This is a genomic window from Flavobacterium foetidum, assembly GCF_004634245.1.
Taxonomy (GTDB): Bacteria; Bacteroidota; Bacteroidia; order Flavobacteriales; family Flavobacteriaceae; genus Flavobacterium; species Flavobacterium foetidum.
Map to the genome: position 1 here is coordinate 1 of NZ_SJTF01000014.1, position 24,006 is coordinate 24,006.

Here is a 24,006-nt window from a genome sequence, read left to right on the forward strand (position 1 = left end):
TCCTCCTTAGCTCAGTTGGTTAGAGCATCTGACTGTTAATCAGAGGGTCCTTGGTTCGAGCCCAAGAGGGGGAGCAAAAAATAAAAAAGCCATTCCGAAGAATGGCTTTTTTATTTCTATACTTTGCGCCCCGCGAATCCCGGATCAGGCTCAAACTTCATATTTTTTATCAAAATAATTTTTGAGCAGTCCCACCTGGATCAAAATCATAATCGGAACAATCAAAATCGAATACAGGACATTTTTAGAGAAATGCACAGCAGAGAACAAACCTGAAATTTTGTCTACATACAACTTCCCTACCTCCATATTGGAATCGGATCCCGAAAACAAAGAAACATATGCAATTAAGGCCGAAAGACCGAAAAAGATAAAAACCCACGCAACTTTTGGAATCAAAGGCTTATAGATCTGAGCTTTTTTATTCTCGAGTATAGAAACCTCCGACATTATCTTAGAGGTGAAATCTATTGGCGCCGAGTCAAGTTCGACGTCTGCCATCATCTTTTCGATAAGGCTTTCTAAATTTTTATCGTTCTCTTTCATAACATTCAATTATTTCTGGTTGCAGTTGCTTTCTCAAAATAACCGCCAATTTCTGACGGCTTCTAAACAATTTGACTTTGGCATTATTTGCCGAAATATTCATGATTTTGCCAATTTCCTCAAGACTTTGATCATCAAAATAAAACAATGTCAGCAGCAGGTTTTCATCGGCAGGAAGCAAATTTAAGCAATTCTGAATGGTTTGCCTTCTTTCAGCCTCTTCTAAAAGACTCAGAGCATTATCCATCGTTTTAACCAAATTTGAAGAAAATTCATCAATAGAGATGTTAGAATCCTCTTTTTTATTTTTCTTTAGACGATCCAAACACGCATTATAGGCGATTTTGTAAATCCATGTCGAAAACTTCGAATCTCCTTTAAATTTGCCCAACGACTTGTAAGCTTTTACAAACGTGTCTTGCGCCGTTTCCTCTGCTTCTTCTCTGTTTTTGATCATCTTTAGCGCAAGCGTAAAAACCATATCCTTATAACGGTCCACCAGCACGGCAAACACACTAGCGTCTCCCTGCAAAATCTTATCGATATAATGTTGATCACTTATTGCACTCATATTATATAGGACGACAGTTTGTTTCCTTAGGTTACAGCTAAATGAAAATAAATTCTATTTTTCTTTAATTTCAAATTCAAATATTGGATTGGCCAGAATTTGGTAAAGCTTAAAACTTCGGCAAAGTTGGAAACGCAGAAAAACACATTCAAAATTAACTCATAATCAGCAAGTTTTGGATTTTGGGTTTTATTTTTTTGATTTTTTTTCCAAAAAACTGTAACCTGATTTTATAAGGTGTCGTCCTATGGGATATATCAATCAATTAAAAACATAAAAATCATGGGACCACAAGTTTTAGTACCAGTTAGCCTTTTTCTAATGATCTTCGGGATTGTTTACTTAATTTATTCAACAAGAAATAGAGAGCGCTTAGCTCTTATAGAAAAAGGTGTCGATGCCAGTATTTTCCTGAAAGGAAAAAACAACGGCGTTCCGGCGTGGAAAATCTTTGTTGTGAATCTGGCTTTCTTATTGATAGGATGCGGTGTCGGAATATTTCTGGCATTATTAATCACCACCTATACTTCACTAGAAGATGATGCGGTTTACCCTTCCATCATATTCATAATGGCCGGAATTGGACTATTGACAGGATTTAAGACCGCAAAAGACCTGGACAAGGAGTAAAGAAACAGAATTAGAGACTGAATATACGCATCAAGAATCCGGATTCCTGATGCGTTATTTTTTTACAAAAGCTTAGAATCTATATTTTCGTAATAAGAATCTATAGAAAGCGAAGGCTGCATTGACGCCATAACGGCCAATTGATCACAGCGCTCATTTTGTGGATGATTATTATGACCTTTAATCCATTTAAAATCGACTTGGTGTTTTCTGTAGACAACTAAAAAACGCTTCCAGAGATCGGCATTTTTCCTTCCCGCAAACTTTTTTTTCTCCCAACCAAGTACCCATTTTTTTTCGACAGAATCTACTACGTATTTCGAATCCGAAACAACCAAAACCTTCATGTTAGGATTTTTAAGCTTTTCGAGACCTACAATTACAGCCAGAAGCTCCATCCTATTATTGGTCGTAAGCCTAAAACCTTCATAAAACTCTTTTTTATACGGAGTTCCGACCAATTCCATTACAACACCGTAACCGCCATTTCCCGGATTCCCCTTTGCGGCGCCGTCTGTATATATATGTACTTCGTGAGACATTTAATTTTAGATTGTTGATTTTAGATTTCAGATTGCTCATCCTAATCTAAAATTGGTATTTATAATTGCACTTAATTTGAGCCTTGATAGTTACGCATCTAACAATCTATGAATAATCTCAGGAAAGTGCTTCCGCTCCAATTCGTGTATCTTTTCTGCCACTGATTCTGGTGTATCCTCATCGGTCAAGGCTACATTTGCCTGAAAAATAACAGCCCCTTCATCATAATGTTCATTTACATAATGAATAGAGATTCCAGTTTCTTTTTCCTTGTTATTTACTATTGCTCTGTGTATATGCATTCCGTACATTCCTTTTCCTCCATAATTAGGCAAAAGCGCAGGATGAATATTTATGATTTTGTGCGGATATTTCTCGATTATGTTTTCTGGAAACTTAAGCAAAAAACCAGCCAGCACGATCAAATCTGGGTCGATTTTTTGGATTTTTTGTAAAACATTTCCGTTTAAAAGCTCGCTTTTTGAGAAGATTTCGACCGAAATTTGATGATTTTTTGCCCTTTCAATAACTTTTGCCGAAGCATTATTGGTGAAAACAGAAACGACGGCAGCAATTTCTGTTTTAGAAAAATATTTTATAATATTCTCTGCATTAGTGCCTGAACCTGAGGCAAAAACAACAATTTTTTTCATAATCAGATTAATTTTGAGAGTGCAAAAAACGGAATAAAAAACGAAAATAAATAGCTTTGAAAGACCTTTCTTGAAATTAATTTTATAAATTAGTGTCACATTTATAAACTAAATAGTTGTTTTAAAATAAAGTTTTTTATTTTTGCCAACAAATTAAATTCTAAAATTAAAGATTATGTCAGACATTGCATCAAGAGTAAAAGCGATTATCGTAGACAAATTAGGTGTTGACGAAAACGAAGTTGTAACAGAAGCAAGCTTCACTAATGATTTGGGAGCTGACTCATTAGACACTGTTGAGCTTATTATGGAATTCGAAAAAGAATTTGACATTCAAATTCCAGACGATCAAGCAGAAAACATTGCTACTGTTGGTCAAGCTATTTCTTATATCGAAGAAGCTAAAAAATAATAATACCACACCCGATTTTTAAAAATTCCAAATTTAAATGTCCAAATCCCAAAATTGGAATTTGTTTTTTTTGAAAGATTGGAATTTTTAAAATCGGGTGTTATTATTTTTTTGAAATTTAAATTTCGATTGATTTTCAATCAATAAAGATATATTTATATTGTAATGCCCATGGCTCTTAAGTAACAATAAAGTTAAGAAAGCGTGGGTTTTATTTGTTTAAGATACAAAACACATATTTATGGCATTAAGGCGAGTTGTTGTAACAGGATTAGGTGCACTTACTCCTATCGGGAATAATATCCAGGAATATTGGGATGCACTTGTGAATGGAGTTAGCGGAGCCGCTCCTATCACATATTATGATACAGAGAAGCATAAAACGAAATTTGCCTGCGAAGTAAAAAACTTCAATATTGAAGATTATATGGATCGTAAGGAATCCCGCAGACTTGATAAATTCGCTCAATATGCAATTGCTGCAAGTGATGAGGCTATTAAAGATGCCGGAATTACAAATGATAATGTAAACAAACAAAGAGTTGGTGTTATCTGGGGAGCAGGAATTGGAGGTTTAGAGACTTTCCAAGAAGAAGTATTGTATTATGCAAAAGGAGACGGAACTCCAAAGTTCAATCCTTTCTTTATCCCTAAAATGATTGCCGATATTGCGCCTGCGCACATTTCGATGCGTAACGGCTATATGGGTCCAAATTATACTACGGTTTCTGCATGTGCATCTTCTGCAAATGCATTAATCGATGCTTTCAATTACATTCGTTTAGGCATGTGTGATGTAATTGTATCTGGTGGTTCTGAAGCGGCTGTTACAATTGCAGGTATGGGTGGTTTCAGCTCTATGCACGCTTTATCTACTAGAAACGAAAGCCCAGAAACAGCTTCAAGACCTTTTGATGCAACCAGAGATGGTTTCGTTTTAGGAGAAGGGGCCGGAGCTTTGGTTCTTGAAGATTACGAACATGCAAAAGCAAGAGGCGCAAAAATCTACTGCGAAATTGGCGGTGGCGGTATGTCATCTGACGCGTATCACCTAACAGCACCTCATCCTGAAGGAATTGGTGTAATCGCCGTAATGGAAAATACTTTGAGAGATGCAGGAATGAGCCCTGAGCAAGTTGACCACATCAACACTCACGGTACTTCTACTCCTCTTGGAGACGTTGCAGAACTTAAAGCCATCAGCGCTGTTTTTGGCGATCATGCTAAAACAATCAATATCAACTCTACAAAGTCGATGACAGGACACTTACTGGGTGCTGCTGGAGCTATTGAAGCAATTGCTTCTATTTTGGCAATGAAGCACGGTATTGTTCCTCCAACAATCAACCATAGCGTAGTTGACGAAAATATCGACCCTTCTCTTAATCTGACTTTAAACAAAGCTCAAAAAAGAGAAGTAAATGTTGCTATGAGCAATACTTTTGGTTTTGGCGGACATAATGCCTGCGTTTTGTTTAAAAAAATAGCTGAGTAATTCGTCGTGCGTATGAATTTTATCAAAAAAATATTCTCTAAATCCCGTTCTCTTGAAGACGGGATTTTTTTTGACACTATTCAGAAAATACTTGGTTTTCAGCCCGTTAATACAGATTTCTATAGGAAAGCATTTACACACCGATCATCAAACAAATTAGACAAAGACGGTCATCCGATCAATTACGAGCGACTTGAATTTTTAGGAGATGCAATGCTAAGTGCTGTTATTGCTGCACATTTGTTTAATAAGGCACCCAATGGAGACGAGGGCTATCTAACCAAAATGCGTTCTAAAATTGTCAGCAGAGAACATCTCAACGAATTAGGAAAAGACTTAAATTTAGTACAGTTTGTAGAAAGCAAAGTGCCGATTCAGCATTTTGGAGAAAACATTCATGGCAATATATTCGAATCGCTTATTGGTGCTATATATTTGGATAAGGGGTACGTTTTCTGTGAAAGATTTATCCAGAAAAGAGTTATAACTCCTTATGTCGATATTGCTAGGCTAGAAGGAAAAGTCATCAGTTATAAAAGCTTGGTTATCGAGTGGTGTCAGAAAGAAAAAAGAGTTTTTCATTATGACATCTTTGAAGATAACGGTATAGACGGCCAACGCTTATTTGGCGTTAAACTCAGCATAGACGACAAAGTAATTGCGAGAGCAAGAGCAACTTCAAAAAAGAAGGCAGAAGAAAAAGCATCACAAAGAGCATATTTTGCATTTCAAGAAAAAATAGACAAGAAATAACTACAAAAATAGTGTAGTTTTCTTAACGCTATAACGTTTTCGTTTATAAATTAACAAAAACAACTTCGTCTTCACTATTGATGCTCCGTTAGAAATAGTATATTTACAACTTGATTTTTCATGATATGGCAATTCATAGATTGGATTTAGACGAATTTGACGAAGTTGATTATTATTTAATGGCAATTCATACTTCATTAGAAGATTATCGATTAGCCTATTTTATCAATAAAAACCTTCCTATTAACTTAAGTAAGAGCAAAAACGAGATTCATGCTCAGACTAAGGAAGGAGAAACAAATTTTTCGAGATTTTATTACTATGATGCTGAAAAAGAAGTTTCATGGAATTTAATTCAGAATAAAAATGAAATCATTTCTGTGAGTAAAAATGATTTTCAGAATTTGTTTTCTAATGAAACAAGTGAGGTTTCGACAACAATTCATTTACTTCCTGAATTTAAAAAGGTCGATTTTTTCCTGAAAATAGATAATAGCGAAGAGGCGCTTGATTTTTCAGAAATCCAACAAAAATTAAATGCAATAGAAAGTATCGCAGCAATTTATGCTGTTGATACAGACAAAATAAAATCAAAAAACAATCTAATTTTTTAAACAAAATGCTAAAAAACAAAAAAACCAAAATTGTTGCTACACTTGGCCCCGCTTGTAGTACAAGAGAGATCATCAAAGACATGATCGAAGCAGGTGTTAATGTGTTTAGAATCAATTTTTCGCATGCAGATTACGAAGGAGTAAAAGAGAAAATTAATATTATTAGAAGCTTAAACGAAGAGTTTGGTTATACAACTGCAATCCTTGGCGATTTACAGGGACCAAAACTTAGAGTTGGTGTAATGGAAGAAGGCACTGTAGTAAATGATGGCGACGAAATCACTTTTACTACTGCAGAAGATATTATCGGAACATCTAAAAGAGTGTTCATGAAATATCAAAATTTCCCAAATGATGTGAACCCAGGAGAGCGTATTTTGCTTGATGATGGTAAACTTATTTTTGAAATTGTTTCTACTGATAAAAAAACAGAAGTTGTTGCTAGAGTTATTCAAGGTGGTGAATTAAAATCTAAAAAAGGAGTTAACTTACCAAATACCAAAATCTCTTTACCAGCCTTAACTGAAAAAGATATTGCTGATGCGATTTTTGCAATCGAGCAAAAAGTAGACTGGATCGCACTTTCATTCGTGAAAACTCCTCGCGACTTACAGGATTTACAAGAATTAATCGCTAAACATTCTGAATATAAAATTCCAATTGTTGCTAAAATTGAAATGCCAGAAGCTCTTGAGAACATGGATAAGATTGTAGCATACTGTGATGGCTTAATGGTTGCTCGTGGAGATCTTGGAGTTGAACTTCCTGCTCACGAAGTACCATTGGTGCAAAAAGATTTGATCAGAAGAGCTAAAACTGCTAGAATTCCTGTTATCGTTGCTACACAAATGATGGAAACAATGATTACAAGCTTAACTCCGACAAGAGCAGAAGTTAACGACGTTGCAAACTCAGTAATGGACGGTGCCGACGCTGTAATGCTTTCCGGAGAAACTGCTACAGGAAACTATCCAGTACAAGTAATTCAGAGAATGGCACAAATTTGTGAGGCTGTTGAGAATTCACCACTTATTCAGGTTCCTCAAAATACGCCACAGATCAAAACAAAACGTTTTGTTACTAAAACTGTATGCCATCAAGCTGCTTTATTGGCAAACGAAATTCATGCAAAAGCAATCTGTACTCTTACCAATAGCGGATATACTGCTTTTCAAATTTCGGCTTGGAGACCATCGTCTGCACATATTTTAGTGTTTACTTCAAACAGAAGAATCCTAACACAATTGAATTTGTTATGGGGAGTAAAATCTTTTTACTACGATAACGAAGAAAGCACAGACGACACTGTTACAGATGTAAACAAAATCGCTGTCGATAAAGGTTATGCTGCAAAAGGAGATTATTTAATTAACCTTGCGGCTATGCCAATAAAAGATAAAGGAATGGTGAACACCATGAGAGTATCTGAAATAGAATAATATTTTCTCAAAATATTTACAAAAGCCATTTACGTAAAGTAAGTGGCTTTTTTGCTTTAATTAATTAGATGCTTATTGATACAAATCCAGAAATTCTTTTTTCCAAGTACATTAGAAAAGCAAAAAGACTTCTTATTACCGTAAAAAGTCAAAAGTAATTCCTGATACTTTTTTCGGAACACAAAATCCATCATCCTATTTCATTCGATTTTGGTCTTTCACCTAATAAAATGAAAGATCATGTTGCAGATTCTCCTTTTTGTTGTTTCATTTTATAAAATGAAACAATGTCGTGCCTTACAAAATCAACCTTTCACTTATTAATTATATAATTTTGAGAATGTTGAAAGTTGCATCTTTTTTTGGGCAATTTGGAACTTGTAATCAATATGCAACAGTTCTGCCAATTACCTTTGAATATCCTACTTTTTTTTATTTGACCATACACTTATACATAATAGAATTATTAACCAATTTTTTTATCATGAAACAAATCAAATTAAAATGTAGATTTTGTAGTGCTGTTCTAACACTAGCATTATTATGCTTAACCTCATCAATAACTGCTCAAAGTAAAAAACAACCAAATATTCTGGTGCTTTGGGGTGATGATATCGGAATTACAAACATAAGTGCTTATAGCGATGGATTGATGGGATATACTACTCCCAACATTGATAAATTGGCCAATGAAGGACTTCGCTTTCTTCATTATTACGGAGAACAAAGTTGCACCGCCGGAAGAGCTGCTTTTTTAACAGGACAGCACGGTATTCGCACAGGACTTACTAAAGTTGGTTTTCCCGGTGCTCCTATGGGAATGAGTCAGCTAGACCCTTCTATTGGAGGGATCATGAAAAGTTTAGGATATGCAACAGGACAATTTGGTAAAAATCACGTCGGAGATAGAAATGAAACACTGCCTACGGTTAACGGTTTCGATGAATTTTTTGGAAATCTGTATCACCTAAATGCAGAAGAAGAACCAGAATTACCCGATTATCCTAAAGACCCAGAATATTTAAAAAAATTTGGGCCAAGAGGAGTCTTAAAATGTATTGCAACAAATGTTGACGACCCAACTACAGATGCTCGATTTGGAAGAGTTGGAAAACAAAAAATAGAAGATACTGGAGCATTGACAAAAAAGAGAATGGAAACTGTAGACGACGAAACTTCTGCCGCAGCAATTGATTTTATTAAACGACAAAATGCTTCAGGAAAACCATTTTTCTGCTGGTTTAATGCCACTCGTATGCACCTTCGCACACACGTAAGATCAGAACATAGAGGAAGATATACACATGGAGACAGCGAATATATCGATGGTATGATTGAACATGATGAAACTATTGGAAGCATCATAAAAACACTAGACGAATTAGGAATTGCCGATAATACAATTGTGGTTTATTCTACAGACAATGGTCCTCATATGAATACATGGCCAGATGGCGCGATGACCTCTTTCCGTTCAGAAAAAAACACCAACTGGGAGGGAGCTTTTCGTGTGCCCTGCATTGTGAGATGGCCAGGTCATATAAAAGCAGGAACTATAACTACAGAATTAATGAGCCATAACGACTGGATTCCAACTTTTGCTTCTATCGCAGGAGAACCAGATATTGTAAATAAACTTCTTAAAGGATACAACGCAAATGGTAAAAACTACAAAGTACACCTAGATGGCTTTGACCAAACAAAATTACTTGAAGGAGGAAAAAGTTCAAGAGATAAATTCTTCTATTCTGATGATGATGGCTTGCTCGTCGGCATGCGTGCTGGAGATTATAAATATGTTTTTGCAGAACAACGTCTGGCAGGAACTATGGGTGTCTGGGCAGAACCATTTACAGAACTTCGCCTTCAAAAAATATTTAACCTCTTCCAAGATCCTTATGAAAGAGCCGATTTTACTTCAAACACTTATTGGGATTGGGTAATGAATCACGTTGGGTCTGTTTACGGAGCAATGAATAATGTATTTGTTTTTGCAGAAACTTTTAAAGAATACCCTCCTCGTTCTTTCCCGCCAAGCTTTAATCCTACTACCATATTACAACAGACTTTAAAAAGCATAAAAGCTCAGGAATATGTAGAAAAGAACATTTTACCTAAACTGAAAGAAGAAGAGAATGCATCTTCAAAAAAGAAAAAATAAACAATGATCATCAAAATATACAGTCTCTGGTCTGTGTCTTTTGATTAAAATGAAAAAGATATGATACGAAAAATATTTTTTTTGCTAGTTATTTTGTTTCTGCTTTCATCGTGCAAAAAATCAGATACTTTGATTGCTCCTTCTTCAGAAAACCATAAATCTGAATCTGTCATAACAGGTGATCCGCTGCCAAGCTGGAACGATGGAGCCTTAAAAAATGACATTATTGCTTATGTTGAAAAAGTAACCAAGAAAGGAAGCCCAGACTTTATTCCGATAGAAAACCGAATTGCAACTTTTGACAACGACGGAACTTTATGGGCAGAAAAACCATATGTTCAGGAACTATTTGCTTTTTACCGCGTACAAAAAATGGTCGAATCCAATCCTGAATTGGCAAAAAAACAGCCTTTTAAAGCCGTTGTCGAAAAAGACAAATCTTACTTTGAAAAAGGAGGAGAGAAAGCACTCATTGAGCTTGTAGCTACAACACATACCGGAACAAGCGAGGATGAATTTGAAAATGCAGTTAATACATTTTTTAAAGAAGCAAAATACCCTCCCAAAAATGTCCCTATAAAACAAATTCGCTATCAACCGCAACTAGAATTGCTTAATTATCTGCGTGCCAACGGATTCAAAACTTATATTGTGACTGGCGGTACAATCGAAGTGGTAAGAGCAATAGCTCAAGATTTTTATGGAATTCCTAAAAATCAAGTGGTCGGAACTTCTTTCAAATATAAATATGATGGAGCTAAAAACACTGTACAAAGAGAATCTGCTTTAAATCATTTTAATGACAAGGAAGGAAAACCGGTTGGCATACAGCTGCATATAGGGCAAAGACCAGTTTTTGCTTGCGGCAATGAAGGTGGTTCTGGAGATATAGCTATGCTAAAGTATTCGCAAGGAAATAAATATCCTTCGTTTCAGCTTCTCATCAATCACAACGACTCTCTTAGAGAATTTAAATATCAGGAAAAAGATAATGCTTCACTAAATGCGGCCTCCAAAAACAAATGGCATGTAGTTAATATGAAAGAAGATTGGAAAAAAGTTTTTGCGGGCGAATAATTGAATTAGTAGAATTAAAATGAAACAGCTTTTACTTATTAAGAGCTGTTGCATTTTAATTTGAATACTAAAATTGGTTTGTTATGAAAAATCTAAAATTATTGTGCAATGCAATTGTTTGTCTGCTAAGCCTTGGTTTGTGCGCACAAGAAACTGAAAAACCGGGTAACAGCGCTCAAGAATTAGCCGATAAATTGGCCAATCCGGTGGCTAGTTTAATAAGTGTGCCGCTCCAGAACAATTTAAATTATGGAATAGGACTATATAATGGGGTTAAATATACCTTAAACATACAGCCTATAGTTCCGTTTAAGCTTAGCGATAAGCTGAATTTAATTACACGATACATTATTCCTGTGGTAGACCAAAGAAATATAACCGGCCTTAACACACACGAATTTGGTTTGAGTGATGCTACTGTAACTGCCTTTTTTGCTCCTAAATCAACCCCATTGATTTACGGAATCGGACCTGCGTTTTTGGTGCCGACTGCTACAGAAAAACTGTTAGGAACGGAGAAATTCGGCGTCGGACCAAGTTTATTAGTCATGCATCAAGGAAAAGGCCTTTCTGTTGGTTTTATTGCCAACCAAATCTGGTCTGTTGCCGGAGCTTCTGATCGTGCTGATTATAATACTTTTTATACTCAGATATTTCTTTCCCATAGTTATAAAAGCGGTGCCTCTTGGGGCGTCAATGCTGAGATTACACAAAACTGGGAATCCAACTCGACTTTGATTTCCTTAAATCCTTCTTTGGGTGGTATTACAAAATTTGGCGATCAGGTCGTTCAGTTGTCTGTTCAACCAATGATACCGATTGTCGGGCCTCGAAACATAAGACCAGACTGGGGTTTGAGGGCTTTAATTGCTTTTGTATTTCCCGAAAAATAAAACTTTAGCTATGAGATTGAATTCTAATGTTATAGGAGGAAAATTTTATTTGGATTTCATTTGAAAATATCCAAAGACGCTCAATTTCAGATTCCATTCATTTAAACAATTTAAGGCATGAGAACAAAAATACTGTTTTTAACAGGCTTTTTAATGACGATTATATCCATTAACAGCCAGACCCAGCGCATAGATTCTGCCTCGGTCTATATTTTACACCGTTCTATAGAATCATTGCAACACCTAAAATCATGCAGTTTTAATGCTGTTCTAACGTATGATATTTCTAATGAAAGCCTCGGGCTAATCAAACATTCTGTAAACGAAAAAATAACAATTAAATTTCCAGATAAAATGAAAATCACTTCGTCTGGAGATAAAGGAAATAAAAGTTTGTGGTACAATGGCAAGACATTAAACTATTATTCTTTTGACAATAACACTCATGCCACAGTAGCTGCGCCGCAATCTGTAATTCAAACAATGGATGAAATGAGTAAAAAATTCGGAATCGAATTTCCTGGCGCTGATTTTTTCTACGAAACCTTTCTGGAAGACCTAAAAGCTGAACAGGGAAATCTGATTTATTTAGGAAAAACAATTATCAACGATCGTGAGTGCTTTCATATTGCAGGAACCGACAACAACAAAAGTTTTCAGTTTTGGATTGCCAATGACGATTATTTCCTTCCGGCAAAAATGGTAATTGTTTATACCAACGATAAAGACAAACCTCAATACGAAGCTGTTTATAAAGACTGGATTATAAATACCGAATATTCAGATTATATGTTCGAATTTACAGCACCTCCCAAAGCAGTAAAAGTCAAAATGATACCGAGAGAAGACAAAAAGTAATCATTACAAAACTCTATAATCATGAAAGTAAATATCCTTAAAAATATAAAATCATGGATTCTTATAGCATTATTTGTAATGATGCTGTTTCCTGAAACTGCAAGTTCACAACGTTTTGGTCATTTTACACCACATGCGGTTATGCCAAGACCTATGCCGATGCCTCATCCGCCGACTCCCAGACCCGTGCCTCCTGGACCGAGACCAATTCCGCCAGGACCACGCCCAATCCCGCCAGGGCCTCGCCCAATCCCGCCGCATCCTTATCCACGGCCTTTGCCTCCACCTCCGTTTCATCCGTATCCGGTGCCTTATCCTTATATTTATCATCCGTTTGTTCCCTATTATTGGGGACCAACTTGGTATCCTGTCGGATTCTTTTTAACTACACTTACTACCGCTGCAATCGTGATTTCTGTAGAAGACAGCAAATACAATTATGATGACGGAGTATATTATACAAAAGAATCAAACGGTTATAAGGTTGTGCCTGCTCCAATAGGCGCCGAAATTCCAGAATTACCCAAAGGGTATGTTACACTAAATGTTTCTGGAACAGAATATTACTATTATGGAGGCACTTATTATGTAAAAAATGCCCCAAAATATAAGGTGGTAACAGCACCTGTTGGAGCCATCGTGACGCATTTGCCTGAAGGTTCTGAAGAGAAAACCATAAACGGCCAGAAGTATATGATTTACAATAATGTGTATTATCAGCCGATTTCCAAAGACGGACAAGATAGCTATGTTGTTGTTCAGGGAAAATAACTTTTGTAAATGCTATACAGTTTAAGTAAGAATTTTACATGTAAAGCTATGCTGGTTAAATAAAAAAAACTATCTTTGAGCACATACAAATAATTGGTTAGTAGAACTTTACAAAACAAGCCAATTCAATAAACGCCTTTTTTCTTACATTTAGGATTTTACCATTTTTAATACATTCGAGTTAGACTAATTTAATTATTAATTTAAATACCACAACATGAATATTAAAAGCATAAATCTTCGTATTGTTCCCTTATTACTTTTGGGATTTTTTTTCAGTTGCTCTCCAACTGTAAAAGTTACAACCGATTATGATCGCAACGCCAACTTTAGCGAATACAAAACTTTTGCTGTCTACGACTTAAGAGCGCAGGAAGGCCAAGTCAATCAGCTCAATATAGAACGCGTGACAAGAGCAATCAGAAACGAAATGATTGCCAAAGGATTTACAGAATCTTCAAATCCAGATTTGAAAGTCAATGCAGTATCTATTCTAAAAAATAAAAGATCTGTGAGTGCCAACACCGATTTTTATGGCTATGGCGGAATGTATCGTCCTTACGGATACTGGGGAGGAGGCCCAATGATGGGCGGCGCAAACACAACATTTAATACTTATGATTATGTTGACGGCTCATTGGTTATTGATATCGTGTCGACCAAATCACAAAAACTATTATGGCAAGGAATCGGAAATGCTGAAATTGACAGCAAGCCCGATAATCCAGAGGAGTTCATCAACAGTTCCATCAAAAAAATACTAGCCGATTTTCCGCCTGGAATGGCTAAGAAATAATCTGAAAACCGATTCAAAGCTGGTGTGTTTGTCTTCCTCCCATAGACAAATACATCGCTTTAATTGATGTCTTTTTCGTGTTCTCCTTTTAAGAATAAGCTAACAAATCAAACTTTAAAAATGATTGATCTATTACTTTCTCTTTTCTTTTTTATGGCAACAATTGCAGGTTTTGCTACTGCTTTTATTGTTCTCTTTTCTAAGAAAAATTTTTCGAAAAGCTTTTTCTTAGGAATGTTTCTGCTGAGTTTGGCTGTGGTAAGCATTTATAATTTTTACCTTTCGGCTAACCTATTTAAAGAATTCCCCGATTTATTATTAATTCCTAAATCTTTTATCTTTCTAGCAGCTCCATGTTCTTTCTTATACGTAAGAAATATTTTGTCCAATGAACGCAATTTTAGAAAATACGATTGGTTGCATTTTTTGCCTTTCGCGGTCTACCTTTTTTTGACCGTTTTTGTATACGCAGGAAGTCTTACAGATCTTAGAATAGTAGATTTTGTTTCTTCTATCATCAATAATCCATTTTCGATTTTGGCTCTTACCATTTGGCTTTTTTATGTGTTTTTTCAAACCATGTTGATTTTAAACTATGATCTGAAAAAATTCAAAGGAAATCAATTTCACAGAATCAAAGTAATTAACTGGATTAGAGTTTATAATCTTAGCATACTGTTTTTATTTTCTGCTCTTTTTGTACATCGTTTTCTCAAAACTATAGAAATAATAGATCTTTCTTGTTATTTCTTAATTTCATCTGTTCTGTTTTTTACTGTAGGATGGCTCTATTTTAAGCCACAGATTTTTTATGATGATGAAGAGACTTTTAATCTTGTGAACGATACTGCGATTACCGTTAAAACAAAAGATACAAAAAACATGGTTCCGGTCATAAACGAACTAACCGCAGAGAAAAAAGAAGCCTATCTTTTAAAACTCGACCACATTTTTAACACCAAAAAACTCTTTCTGAAAAAGGATTTTGTTATTCGTGATTTGTCCGACGAAACTGGAATATCTGTCCATCATCTGTCAAATCTAATAAATTCCGAATTTGGGCTTCATTTTCAAGATTATGTCAATCTGAAAAGAATTGAATATTTTAAAGAAAAAATAAATGATCCTGAATGGAAAGATTTATCCTTAGAAGGAATGGCTTGGGGTTCTGGATTTAAGTCCCGAACAACTTGTTTTAGGGCTTTTATAAAACATACCGGCAAATCGCCATCTGAATATTTTAAAACAATCAGAATACATCCTGAACAGTCAAACTCTTATTATTTCAGATAAATTGCAACAGCATATCTGCTTATTGCGATAGATTTTGGATGAAAGGCAATTTTGAAAAATATTTAAAGTCTATATGAAAAAAACGAAACTTCTCTTTCAGAAAATTTTTCTTCTGGTTCTTTTGTTGTTTTCGTGTATTGTTCACGGGCAAAAATATCATATCAGCATAAAAGATTCTTTAGACGGTGCATTTGACTTAAGCGACTATTTAATTTATGCTCACGGATTTATAGTGGTACCAACCATTATTACGGAACCCGCGCTTGGCGGATTTGGCGGGGCTATTGTTCCGGTTTTCCTAAAAAAACATGCTCCCGTTGTAGACGAAAACGGCAAAAAACGTTTTATTAATCCAGATATAACGGGCGGTATCGGAATGTATACCTCAAACAAAAGCTGGATGGCAGGTGCTTTTCGCTCGGGAACCATTATTAAACCAAAGATTTTATATCGCGTAATGGCGGGTTATGGCGATATGAACTTATCATTTTACGCCAACAATCTGCCCAATCAAAACGATCAGGAATTTAAGCTCAATTTTAGGTCAACAATATTTTATACACAGTGGCTCAAACAGTTCAATAATCCGAAATGGAGTGCTGGTCTACAATATCTCTTTTTGAATTCAAAGATAAATCTTCCCGATTTTAATTTTCCGCCACCTTTTGTAGAGCCTAAAGATATTAAAAGCACTATAAGTCAGTTAGGAGTGGCCATTCAGTTTGACGGACGCGACAATATCTTTACTCCAGACAGAGGAATACGTCTACAATCAGATTTTTTTTGGTCAGACAATATACTCGGAAGCGATTATGATGCTTGGAGGGTAAATTTATCGGCTATTGGCTTTTATCCATTAACTAAAAAATTAATCGGAGGACTACGTATAGAAGGAGAACAAGCGCTCGGAAATCCGCCTTTTTATTTATTGCCTGGAATCAACTTAAGAGGAATACCGGCTGCAAGATATCAGGGAAAAACGAGTCTTGTTACCGAAGCCGAATTAAGATGGGACTTCTACAGAAGATGGAGCATTATGGGATACGGAGGTCTAGCAAGCGCATTTAACGACTGGGACAAGGCTTTTGCTAAACCTGTTGTATACAGCTACGGAACTGGTCTCAGGTATCTAATTGCCCGGAAATTTAAACTCAGAATGGGTGTCGATGTCGCCCGAGGCCCCGAAGATTGGGCATATTATATTGTTTTCGGCAGCAATTGGCTAAGGTAATACTAGTAAAACCCGAAATCTACATTTCGGGTTTCACAACAGAATAATGTATATATGTTGTTTGACTGATGAATGGTTTTTTGGTTAATTTTTTTTCCAATAAGGCCTAACCATTTTATTTCCTTTGTGGCTTACTGCCAACACTAAAATCGTTGCCAATGCGAGGAAAACTATTGCCTGAATCGAACCCTCTGGACCAAAAGCTCCTCCAGTAATCAATTCCGGTCCCTGAATCTGAGCTTCTACTAAACTTTTAGTCTTTTCGTTTCCAGATGTGATAGCGCCAAAAATTCCCGATTGTGTAAAATTCCATGCAAAATGCAGTGCAATGGGCATCCATAAATTTCGGCTGTAAATAAATACTGCTCCCATTAAAAATCCGGCAGTTGTAATGCAGATTGAAGAAATTAAAGTACTGTGCGGATTTGCCAAATGAAAAATGCCAAATAAGAACGATGATATAGCTAAAGCAATGTAACTTCCGAGCTTTTCTTCCATAATTCTAAAAATAATGCCTCGCACTAATATTTCTTCGATGATGGCCACGGTAAACATGAGGGCAAACGGAATCAGGATAAACGAAATTGGATTCACAGCTGTAATGCTGTAACTTCCGTTAAGATACATTACCACAACCGTTAGCGATTGTAATACGAAACCTATCAGCGCACCTATGATAAGATTTTTAGCAAGCCCTGTCGATGCAAATTCTGTAACTGCTCTTTGGTCGTATTTTTTAAAGAAGATAATATAACTGAAAATGCATGCAGTAGATACAAAAAGACCTTTAAGAAGATTTCTATAATCTTTTTCGAGTGGTGTTAAAGCCAGCAGTTTGACAGCCACTTGTTGCCCAATAATTACAACAGGCATAAAAACAAGTAAGGCAAGAATAATTTTGGTTATTGGCGAACTAAATATTTTTTGTTTTACAGTAAGAGTTTCCATTTATATTTGGGTTTAAGTATTAATTTGAAGCAAATTTAAATTGCCTCACAGCCAAAAAATAGAATGAAATTTGCCTCTCTATAATTTTTGAAAGTGTTTCGGAAGAAACCCTGTTTGATTTTTAAACGTTCGGATAAAATGACTTTGGTCTGAAAAACCGCAGTCTAGAGCAATTTCTGTTAAGCTGCTCTGCGAAGATTGTATCAGCGAAAGCGAACGATTAATTTTAATACGACGCATGTATTCGCCCAAAGTACAGCCAAAATATTTCGGGAAATGTTTCGAGATTGTAATAGGATTCAATTGCAAAACCTGAGATAAATCCTGAAGATTCGGATTTTCGTTCCAGGAATCGTTTAACAATTCGCTTAAGCTTTTTACCCAATACGGACTTTTTTCAAATCGTTCTAAATGTGTGCCTGAGTGAGACAATTGCGAAAACAACATCCTGACATTATCATTTGTAAAGTTATCAGGGTTCTGCGTTTCCTTAAAAATTTTTAGAATCAAAAACTTCGTTAAGGCGCTATTTTGGACTGATTTTTCAATTAAAGCTTCAGATAAATGAAGTTCTTTAAGCAAGTTTTCTTCAATTTCGATATTGATATTCCGAGAAGGAAAAAGAGTATTCTGATTTAAATGAAGTTCGTCACTGTGATAAAACAACAAAGATCCCGGCCCAACAGTTTCGCTAAAATTTTTTCGCTTTTCGGTGGTGCCGCCCTTTAAGAAAAGCGTAATATGTGCATTGTTATGCGAATGCCATCCTTCATAAACCTTTTGCTGGTATTCAGTTTCTACCACTGCAATTCCTTGCTGCGTATTAAAGCTATTTTTGGTATTGCCTAAATATTTTTCGTTTGTGAGCTCGTACATTTTATGTTTCTGGCGTGGCTTTTATCAGAGGCTAAAGTACTATTAATTCTTACATTTAAAGAATATTAGTCAAAACCTATTTAATAGAGAACTACATTTTGCGTAATTTGTAAGTTTTGGATGCTTAACAAAAACATTGTGTAAATATTAACGGAAAAATAATAGTTTTTTTACCTAATATTTAATTGATTTGTAACAAAAATAAAATAAGGGCTACTAACAAGTCAACTATTTAAATCTTTTGATTATGTATAAAATTACAATGAAATCAATTTTCGCAGCATCAGCTTTTTTAGTTGGGGTAAGCAGCGGTTTCGCACAGGACATTTTAGTAAATTCACTTAAATTAAATGCAAGTGACAAAAGCAAAGAAAACTTTAAATTTACAGAAGTCATCAATTTAGGAACCACCTCTGTAAAAACACAAGGTTCTTCTGGAACTTGCTGGAGCTATTCTACAAACTCTTTCTTAGAGTCAGAAATGATTCGTTTAGGAAAACAGCCAGTAGAATTGTCTCAGATTTATTCTGCAAGAAATGTTTATGTAGATAAGGGAGTAAACTATGTTCGCATGCACGGAGCCATTACTCTTGGCGATGGCGGAGCTTTGCATGACGTAATCAATATGTACAAAAAATACGGAACAGTTCCAAGAGAAGTTTATACAGGATTAAACTACGGAACCGATAAAAATAAATTTGCTGAAATGGCCGCCTTAATCGAAGGCGTTCTAGCCGCAGTGGTTAAAAATCCGAACGGAGAATTAACTCCAAACTGGCAAAAAGCCTACACTGCCGTAATCGATTCTTATTTAGGAAAAGTGCCAGAAAACTTTACTTATAAAGGAAAAAACTATACGCCACAGACTTTTGCTAAAGAAGTAGTAGGAATCAATCCAGACGATTATATCGAAATGTCTTCTTTTACGACTTCTCCGTACTATCAAAAAACAACTATGATGGTGCCAGACAACTGGTCATTAGACCAAGTGTACAACGTAAAAGTAAATGACATGACAGATGTTATAGATAATGCTTTGAAAAAAGGATATACTGTAGCATGGGCAACAGATGTAAGCGAAAAAAGCTTTAGCTGGAAAAATGGCGTTGCTTATGTAGCAAACAAAAAATACGACGACATGACTGCAGAAGAAAAAGCAGATATGTTTAACGGACCAAAAGCAGAACCGGAAATTACTCCAGAAATGCGTCAGGCAGCGTTTGACAATTACACAACGACAGACGACCACGGAATGCACATTATCGGTCTGGCAAAAGATCAAACAGGAAAAGAATATTACATCGTGAAAAATTCTTGGGGGGAAACTAACGATTATAAAGGTTTCTTGTTTGTAACCAAAAACTTCGTAAAGTATAAAACGACAGCTTTATTGGTAAATAAAGGAGGGATCCCTGCTGATATTGCCAAAAAACTAGGGGTTTAATTTTTTTAAATCTAACTACAAAACAGCGGTACTTAATGGTGCCGCTTTTTTTTTGCCTTTTATATTTTAAAATTATTCAAAACAAGCACTTCATCGTTTTTCTAAGCACTTTATAGTCAAAATACAATCCAAACACAGCAAAATAAGTAACTTTAACATGTTTTTACTCTAATAATAATTTTTATTCGATTGATGATGAAACACGATATCGTATTTTGGATTCCAATTACGTTGTTTTTTTCCCTAAGCTGCTTTGCCCAACTCATTCCAAATACTGCTGCTTTCCCAGGATCAGGAAATACAGTATTACTGACAGACAGTCTTGCCGAAGCAGAAAAACAAGTAATTACAGCTTATTATGTCGAAGAAAGAATCAATAAACTTTTTGGCGGCACGATTACCACGTATGTCGTTTCAAAATTAGAAATGATTTACACTAATGATTTAGGACCAAACAATACAAGAACCGTAATTCCTAAATATGCAAAACCCAAACAAAAGATTGTTTCTGGCGTCATCGAGGCACAAGTTCCAACTGCAATGCTGCCTGAACTCCCAAAAGCTGAAAAAGACATTAAAGCAACCAGCCCCGAAGTCTCCTCAAAATACGTAGACATAGATTTAGTAAAAACCTACGAACAGGTAGTTGACAAAGGCTACAAAACTCCTGAAATGCTGCGAAAGGTAGCCGATAGATTGTATTTTGAAGGAAATTTAAAAGCTGCGGCAAGATATTACCAGCAATTATTTGAAAATAGCACTACCGATATAGAATCTATTTACTTTTACAGGTATGCGCAGTCGCTGAGAGCAAATGGCGAAAATGAAAAAGCTGATAAATTAATGAAACGATTCAAGAGCAAGAATCTGTAACTATAGCCCCCGGATTTTTAAAAATAATGCTTGTTTTTTAAATTCTGAAAAACTATTTTAAACGCTCTGCAAGCTCTTCTGTAATTATTTCATTTACAATACTTTTAAACCCGAAAACGATATTGTTTTTTTATGAAAATTTTGAGAACCTAAACCATTGCAATATTGTAACTTATAAAGTATCTTTGCACCCTAATTCGAAATTCATAAAATGAATAAATTATTGATTGTTGGAACAGTTGCTTTTGATGCGATTGAAACCCCTTTCGGAAAAACAGATAAAATCTTAGGCGGTGCTGCGACTTATATTGGTTTATCAGCATCATTTTTCAACCTGCAATCGGCCATTGTTTCTGTAGTTGGCGACGATTTCCCTCAAGAACATTTAGATTTATTGACTTCAAAAAATATCGATATTTCTGGTATCGAAATCGTAAAAGGAGGAAAAACCTTTTTCTGGAGCGGTTTATACCACAATGATCTAAATTCAAGAGACACTTTGGTTACCGAATTGAACGTTTTAGCTGATTTTCAGCCAAAAGTTCCGCAAAACTACAAAGATGCCGATGTGGTGATGTTAGGAAACTTGCACCCGTTGGTACAAAGCAGTGTTTTGGACCAAATGGAGAAAAAACCAAAATTAGTAGTTTTAGACACAATGAATTTCTGGATGGACTGCGCTCTAGCTGAATTATTGGATGTGATTAAACGCGTAGACGTAATTACAATCAATGACGAAGAAGCAAGACAGCTTTCTGGCGAATATTCGTTAGTAAAAGCGGCTGCCAAAATCCAAGACATGGGGCCAAAATATGTGGTAATCAAAAAAGGAGAACACGGTGCGCTTTTATTCCACAACAGAGAGGTGTTTTTTGCGCCAGCTTTGCCATTAGAAGAAGTTTTCGATCCAACCGGAGCTGGAGACACTTTTGCGGGCGGGTTCTCTGGATTTATTGCGCAAAGCGAAAACATTTCGTTTGGCAATATGAAAAATGCAATTATTTACGGTTCAAATCTGGCTTCGTTCTGCGTAGAAAAATTCGGAACAGAAAGGATGGAAACCTTAAGCAAAGCCGAAGTAGCGATTCGATTACAGCAATTTAGATCGTTAACTCAGTTTGACATAGAAATATAATGCCCAAAAGCCTCGATAACACGGGGCTTTTTTATTAAGAGAATACAACTTACAACAACACACAAAATACAAAAAACAATGAGCGACGCTTTAAAACACGAATGTGGTATAGCCTTAGTCAGACTTCTTAAACCGCTTGAATATTATAAAGAAAAATACGGAACTGCTTTTTACGGAATTCAGAAAATGTACCTGATGATGGAAAAACAGCACAACCGCGGACAAGATGGCGCCGGTTTTGCGAGCATCAAATTGGATGTTGATCCAGGACAGCGATACATCAGCAGAGTGCGTTCTAACCACTCTCAGCCTATTCAGGATGTTTTCAAACAAATCAACGAACGCATCAGCGAAGAGCTAAAAGAGCATCCTGAATTGGGTGATAATATGAAAGAACTGAAAACAAACATTCCGTATGTTGGAGAATTGTTTCTGGGCCACGTTCGTTATGGAACTTTCGGAAAAAACAGCATCGAAAGTGTTCACCCATTTTTACGTCAGAGCAACTGGATGCACCGAAATTTAATTTTGGCCGGAAACTTCAACATGACCAATGTTAAAGAACTTTTCGAAAATCTGGTAGAACTTGGGCAACATCCAAAAGAAATGGCGGATACCGTTACTGTAATGGAAAAAATTGGTCACTTCTTAGACAAAGAAGTGATGCAATTGTACCAAGACTGCAAAGCCGAAGGTTATTCAAAAAGAGATGCTTCGCCTGTAATTGCAGAGCGTTTGGATATTGCTAAAATCTTAGCCCGTTCTGCCAAAAACTTAGACGGAGGTTATGCCATGGCTGGATTATTAGGTCATGGAGACGCTTTCGTTTTTAGAGATCCTGCCGGAATTCGTCCAGCTTATTTCTATCAAGACGACGAAATCGTAGTGGTAGCTTCAGAAAGACCGGTTATCCAAACGGTATTTAACGTTCCTTTTGACAGCGTTCAGGAAATCGAACCAGGAAATGCGTTGATCATCAAAAAGAATGGACGTGTAACAATGAATCAAATCTTGGAGCCTACCGTTAAAAAAGCATGTTCTTTTGAAAGAATTTATTTCTCTAGAGGTAGCGATGCCGAAATTTATCAAGAACGTAAAGACTTAGGTAAATTTATTTTGCCTGCGGTACTTAAGGCGATTGACAGCGACACAGACAACACTGTTTTCTCTTATATTCCCAATACAGCCGAAACGTCTTTTTACGGATTAGTAGAGGCCGCTCAGGATTTCTTAAATCAGCGAAAAAACAATTATATTCTAGAAAACAGAAATACATTAACTGCTGAAACGCTCCAGGAACTTTTGTCTGTAAAAATACGTACCGAAAAAGTTGCCATCAAAGATGCCAAACTTCGAACTTTTATTACAGAAGACAGCAGCCGTGACGACTTAGTGGCGCACGTTTATGACGTAACGTACGGTGTAATAAAACCAGAAGACAATTTAGTAATTATTGACGACAGTATTGTTCGTGGTACAACTTTGAAAATGAGCATCATAAAAATGATGGATCGTTTAAAACCAAAACGTATTGTAATTGTTTCGTCTGCACCACAGATTCGTTACCCTGATTGTTACGGAATCGATATGGCAAAACTTGAAGGGCTTGTAGCTTTTAGAGCAGCCTTAGCTTTATTGAAGGAAAGAAACCTGTACCACATTGTTGACGAGGTTTATGCAAAATGCAAAGCGCAGGAAAATTATAAAGACAGCGATGTTGTAAATTATGTAACTGCAATTTATGATCAATTTACAGACGAAGAAATCTCAGATAAAATTGCCGAAATGTTAAGTTCTCCAGAAATTAACGCAGAGGTAAAAATTATATTCCAAACCGTAGAAGATTTACATAAAGCGTGTCCTAAAAATTTAGGAGATTGGTACTTTACAGGTGACTATCCAACCCCGGGTGGAAATCGAGTTGTGAACCGTGCATTTATGAATTTTTATGAAGGAAAAGACGCTCGAGCTTATTAAAAAAGTATTAAAAAAAG

General features: G+C 35.9%; 24 protein-coding genes and 1 tRNA gene. 19 read left to right on the forward strand and 6 right to left on the reverse strand.

Translation table 11 applies throughout. From position 1 onward, the window contains the following. Positions 1–74: transfer RNA gene (locus E0W73_RS16750), tRNA-Asn, on the forward strand. Between the two features lie 76 nt (positions 75–150). On the opposite strand, the gene E0W73_RS16755 is transcribed toward E0W73_RS16750, so the two are convergent. Together E0W73_RS16755 and E0W73_RS16760 are read right to left on the reverse strand one after the other, a co-directional pair. Continuing rightward, positions 151–546, reverse strand: a complete 396-nt coding sequence (locus E0W73_RS16755) for a hypothetical protein (RefSeq protein WP_135223195.1) — start codon at positions 544–546, stop codon at positions 151–153. Further along, positions 530–1,117, reverse strand: coding sequence for an RNA polymerase sigma factor (locus tag E0W73_RS16760; protein WP_135223196.1), 588 nt, complete (start codon positions 1,115–1,117; stop codon positions 530–532). Before E0W73_RS16760 ends, E0W73_RS16755 begins: the two co-directional genes overlap by 17 nt. 282 nt (positions 1,118–1,399) lie before the next feature. Here E0W73_RS16760 and E0W73_RS16765 point away from each other — a divergent pair, with 282 nt between their 5' ends. Beyond that, complete coding sequence (locus tag E0W73_RS16765; RefSeq protein WP_135223197.1) at positions 1,400–1,747, forward strand: DUF6249 domain-containing protein; 348 nt, start codon at positions 1,400–1,402, stop codon at positions 1,745–1,747. A 62-nt stretch (positions 1,748–1,809) separates the two neighbouring features. Here the strand turns inward: E0W73_RS16765 and rnhA are convergent, their stop codons facing one another. Both rnhA and purN read right to left on the reverse strand, forming a co-directional pair. Continuing rightward, positions 1,810–2,289, reverse strand: coding sequence for a ribonuclease HI (rnhA, locus tag E0W73_RS16770; RefSeq protein WP_135223198.1), 480 nt, complete (start codon positions 2,287–2,289; stop codon positions 1,810–1,812). Between the two features lie 90 nt (positions 2,290–2,379). Beyond that, positions 2,380–2,943: a phosphoribosylglycinamide formyltransferase gene (gene purN / locus E0W73_RS16775; RefSeq protein WP_135223199.1), complete on the reverse strand. Its 564-nt coding sequence runs from the start codon at positions 2,941–2,943 to the stop codon at positions 2,380–2,382. Between the two features lie 175 nt (positions 2,944–3,118). Between purN and E0W73_RS16780 the strand changes: the two genes are divergently transcribed. From E0W73_RS16780 to E0W73_RS16840, 13 genes are all read left to right on the forward strand, one after another. Continuing rightward, on the forward strand, positions 3,119–3,355 hold the full coding sequence (locus E0W73_RS16780) for an acyl carrier protein (RefSeq protein ID WP_007137004.1): 237 nt from the start codon (positions 3,119–3,121) through the stop codon (positions 3,353–3,355). A 241-nt stretch (positions 3,356–3,596) separates the two neighbouring features. After that, positions 3,597–4,850 carry a beta-ketoacyl-ACP synthase II gene (gene fabF / locus E0W73_RS16785; protein WP_135223200.1) on the forward strand — a complete coding sequence of 418 codons (1,254 nt, stop codon included), beginning with the start codon at positions 3,597–3,599 and terminating at the stop codon, positions 4,848–4,850. Between the two features lie 12 nt (positions 4,851–4,862). Then, positions 4,863–5,603 carry a ribonuclease III gene (rnc, locus tag E0W73_RS16790; protein ID WP_135223201.1) on the forward strand — a complete coding sequence of 247 codons (741 nt, stop codon included), beginning with the start codon at positions 4,863–4,865 and terminating at the stop codon, positions 5,601–5,603. Between the two features lie 125 nt (positions 5,604–5,728). After that, a complete protein-coding gene (locus E0W73_RS16795; protein ID WP_135223202.1) occupies positions 5,729–6,217 on the forward strand; it encodes an IPExxxVDY family protein in 489 nt (162 codons plus the stop codon). 5 nt (positions 6,218–6,222) lie between these two features. Continuing rightward, entirely contained in the window at positions 6,223–7,656 is a 1,434-nt protein-coding gene (gene pyk / locus E0W73_RS16800; protein ID WP_135223203.1) for a pyruvate kinase, read from the forward strand. A 484-nt stretch (positions 7,657–8,140) separates the two neighbouring features. Then, positions 8,141–9,817: an arylsulfatase gene (locus tag E0W73_RS16805; RefSeq protein ID WP_135223204.1), complete on the forward strand. Its 1,677-nt coding sequence runs from the start codon at positions 8,141–8,143 to the stop codon at positions 9,815–9,817. Positions 9,818–9,877: 60 nt separating this feature from the next. Then, positions 9,878–10,894, forward strand: a complete 1,017-nt coding sequence (locus E0W73_RS16810) for an HAD family hydrolase (protein ID WP_135223205.1) — start codon at positions 9,878–9,880, stop codon at positions 10,892–10,894. Between the two features lie 83 nt (positions 10,895–10,977). Then, positions 10,978–11,787: a transporter gene (locus E0W73_RS16815; protein ID WP_135223206.1), complete on the forward strand. Its 810-nt coding sequence runs from the start codon at positions 10,978–10,980 to the stop codon at positions 11,785–11,787. Positions 11,788–11,904: 117 nt separating this feature from the next. Then, positions 11,905–12,645, forward strand: a complete 741-nt coding sequence (locus tag E0W73_RS16820; protein ID WP_135223207.1) for a DUF2092 domain-containing protein — start codon at positions 11,905–11,907, stop codon at positions 12,643–12,645. Positions 12,646–12,666: 21 nt separating this feature from the next. Continuing rightward, positions 12,667–13,416 (forward strand): DUF6515 family protein, encoded by a 750-nt coding sequence (locus E0W73_RS16825; RefSeq protein ID WP_135223208.1) that lies wholly within the window; start codon positions 12,667–12,669, stop codon positions 13,414–13,416. Between the two features lie 217 nt (positions 13,417–13,633). Further along, positions 13,634–14,212, forward strand: coding sequence for a DUF4136 domain-containing protein (locus E0W73_RS16830; protein ID WP_135223209.1), 579 nt, complete (start codon positions 13,634–13,636; stop codon positions 14,210–14,212). A 120-nt stretch (positions 14,213–14,332) separates the two neighbouring features. Continuing rightward, positions 14,333–15,505, forward strand: coding sequence for a helix-turn-helix domain-containing protein (locus E0W73_RS16835; RefSeq protein ID WP_135223210.1), 1,173 nt, complete (start codon positions 14,333–14,335; stop codon positions 15,503–15,505). Between the two features lie 73 nt (positions 15,506–15,578). Then, positions 15,579–16,736: a BamA/TamA family outer membrane protein gene (locus E0W73_RS16840; protein ID WP_135223211.1), complete on the forward strand. Its 1,158-nt coding sequence runs from the start codon at positions 15,579–15,581 to the stop codon at positions 16,734–16,736. Positions 16,737–16,820: 84 nt separating this feature from the next. Here the strand turns inward: E0W73_RS16840 and E0W73_RS16845 are convergent, their stop codons facing one another. Both E0W73_RS16845 and E0W73_RS16850 read right to left on the reverse strand, forming a co-directional pair. Further along, entirely contained in the window at positions 16,821–17,684 is an 864-nt protein-coding gene (locus E0W73_RS16845; RefSeq protein ID WP_135223212.1) for a CPBP family intramembrane glutamic endopeptidase, read from the reverse strand. A gap of 78 nt (positions 17,685–17,762) precedes the next feature. Beyond that, positions 17,763–18,560: an AraC family transcriptional regulator gene (locus E0W73_RS16850; RefSeq protein ID WP_135223213.1), complete on the reverse strand. Its 798-nt coding sequence runs from the start codon at positions 18,558–18,560 to the stop codon at positions 17,763–17,765. 247 nt (positions 18,561–18,807) lie between these two features. Between E0W73_RS16850 and E0W73_RS16855 the strand changes: the two genes are divergently transcribed. From E0W73_RS16855 to E0W73_RS16870, 4 genes are all read left to right on the forward strand, one after another. Further along, a complete protein-coding gene (locus tag E0W73_RS16855; RefSeq protein WP_135223214.1) occupies positions 18,808–20,004 on the forward strand; it encodes a C1 family peptidase in 1,197 nt (398 codons plus the stop codon). A gap of 192 nt (positions 20,005–20,196) precedes the next feature. Continuing rightward, the gene (locus E0W73_RS16860; protein WP_135223215.1) at positions 20,197–20,877 is read left to right on the forward strand and encodes a tetratricopeptide repeat protein; all 681 of its coding nucleotides are present in this window, start codon (positions 20,197–20,199) and stop codon (positions 20,875–20,877) included. Positions 20,878–21,088: 211 nt separating this feature from the next. Continuing rightward, positions 21,089–22,012: a PfkB family carbohydrate kinase gene (locus tag E0W73_RS16865; RefSeq protein ID WP_135223216.1), complete on the forward strand. Its 924-nt coding sequence runs from the start codon at positions 21,089–21,091 to the stop codon at positions 22,010–22,012. A 78-nt stretch (positions 22,013–22,090) separates the two neighbouring features. Next, entirely contained in the window at positions 22,091–23,989 is a 1,899-nt protein-coding gene (locus tag E0W73_RS16870) for an amidophosphoribosyltransferase (protein ID WP_135223217.1), read from the forward strand. Positions 23,990–24,006: the final 17 nt, after the last annotated feature.

Excerpts from the sequence above, each read along its gene's own strand:
- E0W73_RS16755 (WP_135223195.1), bottom strand. The coding sequence starts at position 546 with ATGAAAGAGAACGATAAAAATTTAGAAAGCCTTATCGAAAAGATGATG.
- E0W73_RS16760 (WP_135223196.1), bottom strand. The coding sequence starts at position 1,117 with ATGAGTGCAATAAGTGATCAACATTATATCGATAAGATTTTGCAGGGA.
- E0W73_RS16765 (WP_135223197.1), top strand. The coding sequence starts at position 1,400 with ATGGGACCACAAGTTTTAGTACCAGTTAGCCTTTTTCTAATGATCTTC.
- rnhA (WP_135223198.1), bottom strand. The coding sequence starts at position 2,289 with ATGTCTCACGAAGTACATATATATACAGACGGCGCCGCAAAGGGGAAT.
- purN (WP_135223199.1), bottom strand. The coding sequence starts at position 2,943 with ATGAAAAAAATTGTTGTTTTTGCCTCAGGTTCAGGCACTAATGCAGAG.
- E0W73_RS16780 (WP_007137004.1), top strand. The coding sequence starts at position 3,119 with ATGTCAGACATTGCATCAAGAGTAAAAGCGATTATCGTAGACAAATTA.
- fabF (WP_135223200.1), top strand. The coding sequence starts at position 3,597 with ATGGCATTAAGGCGAGTTGTTGTAACAGGATTAGGTGCACTTACTCCT.
- rnc (WP_135223201.1), top strand. The coding sequence starts at position 4,863 with ATGAATTTTATCAAAAAAATATTCTCTAAATCCCGTTCTCTTGAAGAC.
- E0W73_RS16795 (WP_135223202.1), top strand. The coding sequence starts at position 5,729 with ATGGCAATTCATAGATTGGATTTAGACGAATTTGACGAAGTTGATTAT.
- pyk (WP_135223203.1), top strand. The coding sequence starts at position 6,223 with ATGCTAAAAAACAAAAAAACCAAAATTGTTGCTACACTTGGCCCCGCT.
- E0W73_RS16805 (WP_135223204.1), top strand. The coding sequence starts at position 8,141 with ATGAAACAAATCAAATTAAAATGTAGATTTTGTAGTGCTGTTCTAACA.
- E0W73_RS16810 (WP_135223205.1), top strand. The coding sequence starts at position 9,878 with ATGATACGAAAAATATTTTTTTTGCTAGTTATTTTGTTTCTGCTTTCA.
- E0W73_RS16815 (WP_135223206.1), top strand. The coding sequence starts at position 10,978 with ATGAAAAATCTAAAATTATTGTGCAATGCAATTGTTTGTCTGCTAAGC.
- E0W73_RS16820 (WP_135223207.1), top strand. The coding sequence starts at position 11,905 with ATGAGAACAAAAATACTGTTTTTAACAGGCTTTTTAATGACGATTATA.
- E0W73_RS16825 (WP_135223208.1), top strand. The coding sequence starts at position 12,667 with ATGAAAGTAAATATCCTTAAAAATATAAAATCATGGATTCTTATAGCA.
- E0W73_RS16830 (WP_135223209.1), top strand. The coding sequence starts at position 13,634 with ATGAATATTAAAAGCATAAATCTTCGTATTGTTCCCTTATTACTTTTG.
- E0W73_RS16835 (WP_135223210.1), top strand. The coding sequence starts at position 14,333 with ATGATTGATCTATTACTTTCTCTTTTCTTTTTTATGGCAACAATTGCA.
- E0W73_RS16840 (WP_135223211.1), top strand. The coding sequence starts at position 15,579 with ATGAAAAAAACGAAACTTCTCTTTCAGAAAATTTTTCTTCTGGTTCTT.
- E0W73_RS16845 (WP_135223212.1), bottom strand. The coding sequence starts at position 17,684 with ATGGAAACTCTTACTGTAAAACAAAAAATATTTAGTTCGCCAATAACC.
- E0W73_RS16850 (WP_135223213.1), bottom strand. The coding sequence starts at position 18,560 with ATGTACGAGCTCACAAACGAAAAATATTTAGGCAATACCAAAAATAGC.
- E0W73_RS16855 (WP_135223214.1), top strand. The coding sequence starts at position 18,808 with ATGTATAAAATTACAATGAAATCAATTTTCGCAGCATCAGCTTTTTTA.
- E0W73_RS16860 (WP_135223215.1), top strand. The coding sequence starts at position 20,197 with ATGATGAAACACGATATCGTATTTTGGATTCCAATTACGTTGTTTTTT.
- E0W73_RS16865 (WP_135223216.1), top strand. The coding sequence starts at position 21,089 with ATGAATAAATTATTGATTGTTGGAACAGTTGCTTTTGATGCGATTGAA.
- E0W73_RS16870 (WP_135223217.1), top strand. The coding sequence starts at position 22,091 with ATGAGCGACGCTTTAAAACACGAATGTGGTATAGCCTTAGTCAGACTT.